Source organism: Coprococcus intestinihominis (genome assembly GCF_040096555.1).
GTDB classification, from domain to species: domain Bacteria; phylum Bacillota; class Clostridia; order Lachnospirales; family Lachnospiraceae; genus Coprococcus_A; species Coprococcus_A intestinihominis.
The window spans coordinates 1-5,618 of sequence record NZ_JBBMEK010000220.1; the positions used below are offsets into that span (position 1 = coordinate 1).

Below are 5,618 nucleotides of genomic sequence, written 5' to 3' on the forward strand. Positions count from 1 at the left end.
AGTGTTCCATTCCTCCAATACCTTCCAGTATCTCCTGTTCTATACCATCTCTTCCCATACTTCATCACAAATTTTTCTCTGGTTAGCTTGTTATCACCCACATATCTGTTAGCAACACCGGCACCTCCAATCCACAATTCCCCCTTAACATAATCCGGACAGTCTGCTCCCTTTTTATCCACAACACGATACATTTGATTTTTTAGCGGGTAGCCATATGGTATGGATTTCCACCATTCAGGAAATGGATATTTCACTTCGATATAGTTACTCCAAATAGATGCTTCTGTGGCTCCACCCATAGCAATAAGTTTTGTCATTGGGAATACTTTACTCAACCGCTTCGGTATATCTAATGTAATCCAATCTCCTGATAAAAACATATATCTTAAACTATTTCCTATTTTATTTTTATACTCCATATCAGTTAATAGCATTTTTGCCAACGAAGGAGCCGAATTCCAAATTGTTATCTTATATTCTTCTATAATTTGTGTCCATTTTTCTGCATTTCTCCACGCTTCCGGAGGAACTAGAATCAACTTTCCCCCTGCATTAAGCATCCCAAATATGTCATAGACTGACAAATCAAAGTCAAATGCTGAAACCCCTATAGCTATATCTTGCTCATTGACTAAAAATTTCTCATTTATTGCTTCTATTGTATTCATTGCTGAACGATGAGTAATTTCTACTCCTTTAGGTATCCCAGTAGAACCGGAAGTATAAATTATATACGCTGGATTGTTTGGTTCTGCTTCGTTCCCGTTGAAACTTCTAGTAAAATTCATTCCTAAATGAACATCCATCCAACATTTCTTTTCTATAACACTAAACTTTTCAATATATTGCTTCGATGCAAGTATATAAAATACTTCTGCACTTTCAATTATAAGTTTAAGACGTTCTAATGGTTGCAACGGCTGAATAGGAATGTATGCCCCACCACATAACTGTACTGCCAACATGGCTATTATTGTTTCTACATTTCTTTCAGTAATAATTGCCACCCTCGTTTTCTTTTCTACTCCGTTTATCTTTAAAAAACCTGCCATTTTCCGACTTGCTTCTACCAGTTCTGCATATGTCATCTTACATCCAGAATAGCTTCAATAAGCGCAACTTGCTGAGGGTTATTTAGAGCATTCGAGAATATCTCCTCAATCAATGTTTTATTTGGTACATCCTTTTCTAAAAAATCTACCGCTGCGTCTCTATGTGTCTTTTGAGATGCGGGCAAAACCTCTACCTTATTACTCCATTTATCATTGTCTGATACTATATTTATCGTATCTATTAATGTATTAAACATTTCCGTAACCATATAGTCAGGAAATGCTGCATCAACCGCATCCCATACAAATAACATTCCATCATCAAGGGTAAACAGTTGAAAATCAATCAATACCTGTGGTGTTTGCGAAATCATATATGTAATTTCACCAAAAGCATTTTTAAAATCTTTACTTATTAAAGGTGTTCCTATATTGCACGAAAATACAATTGGAGCTCCAGCGAAAGCATCCCTTGTTTTCTTTAAATCTCTAAGTATCTGTATCCCAGAATAATTAGAATGGTCAATACTTTCTTGAAATTGTTTTTGGATTTCTTTTGCATATTCTATAAAAGATTTTTCTTTTTCAAAATCCATTTCAACCAAAATTAAATTGGTAAAGTCTGCAACTACTTCATCAATATCATCAGCACTATCCCGGTTAAATAGAGGAACATTTATCACAAACTTCTTGTTTTCACTCCATTTGCTAATTACCATACCATATATAGTCAAAATTAATGTAGCTAAGGTCACTCCTATTTCTTTAGCATAGTTTTTTAACATTTCAGTCTTTTCTAATGATATTTCATATTGATGCCTTTTGAATCTTACCTCCTGTTTCAGCATATATTCTCGAATATATGGGAGTTTCGGTGCTTCTGAAATAAAATCTAATTTTTCACTCCAAAACTTTTTATCCATATCTTCCGCTACTTGTCTATTACCCTTTTGTGTTTCTAAATACGAAGCAAAATTCCACTCTTTTTTTACCGGTGGTAAAGTTTCATTAACATAATATGCTGCTATATCTCGCAAAATTATCTGAAAACTCTGTACATCACATACAAGCAAATCTATATCAAAATGTAATCTATATTTGTTGTTTCCTAATATTGATATTTCTAAGGCAATAACTTGTCCCTCTTCTATTTTAAGCAAACGATGTGATCTTTCATTCCTTATCTTCAGTAAATACCTTTCCTTTTCTTTTTCATCTTTTTCAGACAAATCAATCACATGAATATTTTTTTGATAGGGACTTTTCATTATAACCTGCTTGCCAGATTCTAAAAATCTCGCTCGCAACATAGGATGGTACTCAAACAAAATTTCCCATGCCTTCTGTAATTTCTGTAAATTAATTTCTCTTGTATCAACCTCAAAGTATCCATGGCACCCAATATTCCCAAGAAATTGTTCTTTCCCTCTCCCTATCCAATAGGCATACTGCACATCTGTCATTGAAAACGGTTCATACATATTTACTTTTTTTTCAACTTGTTTATGTTCTTGTCTTTCTGCATGAAGCAATAGTTCTGCCCACTCATAAATATAAGGGCGTTTCAACAAGTCCGAAAATTTAATGTTATATCCTTCTTTTTTCCAATAAGCTACTATTTTCATAACAGTTAATGAATTTAATCCAATTTCAAAAAGATTTTCATTCTCATCAACATAAATTCCTTGTTCTTTTTTTATTAAATCAATCAATTTATCCTTGATATATGTCTTTTCATAAATATTATCCATTTTTTCTCTCCTGTTCAATTTGGGTTTTCAGTAGTTCTTTATCTATCTTCCCTATATTCTTATATGGAAGCTTAGACAGATAGTGAATCTCATCTGGAAATTTGTATGTTGCAATCCCCATTTCTCTCAACTTTATATAAATTTCTTTCTTATCCACTGAATGTTCTACAACTATACATGCGACTGTTTTTTCTCCTAATCTTTCATCTAGCATTCCAAAAACACTTGCTTCTTTAATTCCTGAAATTTTACGTAAATAAGTTTCCACCTCATCTGGAAGCACATTTTCTCCTGCCCTGTTAATCTGTTCTCGTACTCTCCCAAGAATTATAATATTTCCAGACGAATCCTTTTTAGCCTTGTCTCCTGTTTTAAAAAAACCATCCTCTGTAAAAAGTTCGCTATTTAATTGCTCATTTTCATAATATCCACCAAAGGTATATGGACCTTTCTCAATTAACTCTCCTTCTTCTCCTTGTGCCACTTCCGTATATTTTGAATTAACGATTTTTATTTCGTCATATTCCGAAATAGGTTTTCCTTGTGTGCGTATTGCCACCTCTTCGTTATCATTTAAATCTGTAAAACATGTTACTCCTTCTCCAAGACCATAACCCTGCTGTAAACACACATCAAACTTTTCAATAATCTTTTTTCCTAAATCATAATCTAATTTAGAAGCACCTATTATAATTTGTTTTAGACTAGACAGGTCATTATCATAAAGCTCCACAGCATTTACCCATACTGTAGCTAAAGCGGGTACAATACAGGTAGCCGTAACTTTATATTTTTCAATAGCTTCAAATGCATCGTCAAATGCTGCAGTCTGTGGAAATACTACGGTACCTCCCGACAGAAGTGTTCCTAAAACCCCTGGATTAGCAAGCGCTAAATCATGAGAGGCTGACAGTACTGCCATATATGTTGTTTCGCAACTGAATTCACATTTTTTTGCTGCTGCTTTAGCATTATATATATATGTTTCATGGAGCTTAGGTATAATTTTGGGCGTTCCTGTTGTTCCACCTGAAAGTAAGAAAACCGCCACATCCCTATATTCACAATAATTTTCTTGCATCTCTTCATCTTTGATTTCATCAAATGTTGCGATTTTTCTATCTATACTATTAGTCACATTTTCTTCTGCAATCACTAGTTTTAATGACGAAATATCTTTTACACTTTGCTCGATGAGATTATCATAATCAACATTTTCTATCTCATTTTTCTCAACTATTAGCGCAGAGGCTTCCACAGCCCTTCCTATTCGCGTAACTTCGTAATTTCTATGTTCCTGCAATAATAGCACTGGAGAAGCCCCTATTTTCATTACAGCAAATAGTATTTCTACATAACGGATTCCATTTTTCATTTGCAAAAGTACTTTATCGCCTTTGTTTACTCCTTTATTTTTTAGACCTTTTGCATATTTAGATATCTCACAATACAATTTTTTATATGAAATTTTTTCAAATGTATCAATAACTGCATATTTATCTGGATATTTATTACATATTTGTTCTAGCTCATCTAAAAAAGTATTCTTTTTTAGTATCCCTATATTTTCATATTCTTGCAGACTATCCTCAAAATTCATTGTAAATTCTCCCTCTACTTTTAAATTTCATCTGTAATACCTTTCAATATTGCATTTAATTTATCAATAACTTCTATCTCTTTCTCACGTATATAAAAATGTCCACCTTTAAATAAAAAATATTGAAAGTACTGATCTGTATAATTTTCCCATTTTTTTATATCTGAGGGAGTTGCCTCTTTATCCTCCATGCCGGCAAACGCTATAATAGGAGCATGGATTTTTTCTTGTCGCTCAGTATAATAAGTTTCATCCATAGTAAAATCAGCTCTCAACATAGGTAAAAAAATTTTTAATAGTTCCTGGTTTTCCATTATTTCTTTTGGCGTTCCTTCGAATCTTTGAAGTTCTCTCTTAAATGCTTCATCAGGTAAATGATAAATCGGATTTGGTTCTGGTATACTTGGTATCCTACTTCCCGAAACGAACAAGTACTGAGCTTGATACCCCTTATTTTCAAGGTGTTTTTCCAATTCATAAACAATTTTCCCACCCATACTATGCCCCCAAAGAGAATATCTCCCTTGTATAGCACTCTCTATTTCTTCCATCAAATCCTCAAGCATTAACTTCATATCTGTATATGGTTTTTCCATAATCCTTTCTTCCCTTCCAGGAAGCTGAATTGGGCAAACTGTTATTCCATCTGATAGCTTTTTTATCCATGTACTATAGGCAGAAGCGCCACCTCCAGCAAAAGGTAAACAAAATAACGTTATATTTTCTTTTTTAATATTTTCACGGTTTTTCAGCAATTTATAATCCACGTTTATCTTCCTCCAAATGTATGTCATTTATTCATTTCCGTTGCAACTATATAGATACTTTTGTAAAAGGTGGTATGGATTGCGTTACCCAAACATTTCCTCCTATAACAGCACCCTGTCCAATTACTGTACTGCCACCTAAAACAGTAGCCCCAGCATAAATAGTTACATTATCTTCAACTGTAGGATGTCGTTTCATACTTTTTTGCTTATGACCTCCGCGAGTTGATAAAGCCCCCAAAGTCACACCTTGATATATTTTTACATAGTCTCCAATAACTGTAGTTTCCCCGATTACAACTCCCGTTCCATGATCAATAAAAAAGCTTTCTCCAATTTCTGCCCCCGGATGGATATCTATCCCCGTCATAGAGTGTGCATACTCTGTCATAATTCTCGGTAATATAGGAACTTTCAGTTTATATAAGCAATTAGCCGTCCTTTG

Annotated in this window: 5 protein-coding genes; all 5 read right to left on the reverse strand. The window is 33.8% G+C overall.

Translation table 11 applies throughout. From position 1 onward, the window contains the following. Positions 1 to 1,091: AMP-binding protein (locus WMO25_RS14005; RefSeq protein ID WP_349085821.1), on the reverse strand; the 1,091-nt coding region annotated here is incomplete at its 3' end. Further along, on the reverse strand, positions 1,088 to 2,806 hold the full coding sequence (locus WMO25_RS14010) for a condensation domain-containing protein (protein WP_349085822.1): 1,719 nt from the start codon (positions 2,804 to 2,806) through the stop codon (positions 1,088 to 1,090). The genes WMO25_RS14010 and WMO25_RS14005, both read right to left, overlap by 4 nt. Continuing rightward, the gene (locus WMO25_RS14015) at positions 2,799 to 4,406 is read right to left on the reverse strand and encodes an AMP-binding protein (protein ID WP_349085823.1); all 1,608 of its coding nucleotides are present in this window, start codon (positions 4,404 to 4,406) and stop codon (positions 2,799 to 2,801) included. The genes WMO25_RS14010 and WMO25_RS14015 overlap by 8 nt, the downstream gene beginning before the upstream one ends. Before the next feature lie 20 nt (positions 4,407 to 4,426). Then, positions 4,427 to 5,173 carry a thioesterase II family protein gene (locus tag WMO25_RS14020; protein ID WP_349085824.1) on the reverse strand — a complete coding sequence of 249 codons (747 nt, stop codon included), beginning with the start codon at positions 5,171 to 5,173 and terminating at the stop codon, positions 4,427 to 4,429. Positions 5,174 to 5,219: 46 nt separating this feature from the next. Further along, positions 5,220 to 5,618 (reverse strand): serine O-acetyltransferase (locus tag WMO25_RS14025; RefSeq protein WP_435384316.1); only part of this gene is annotated, 399 nt, incomplete at its 5' end.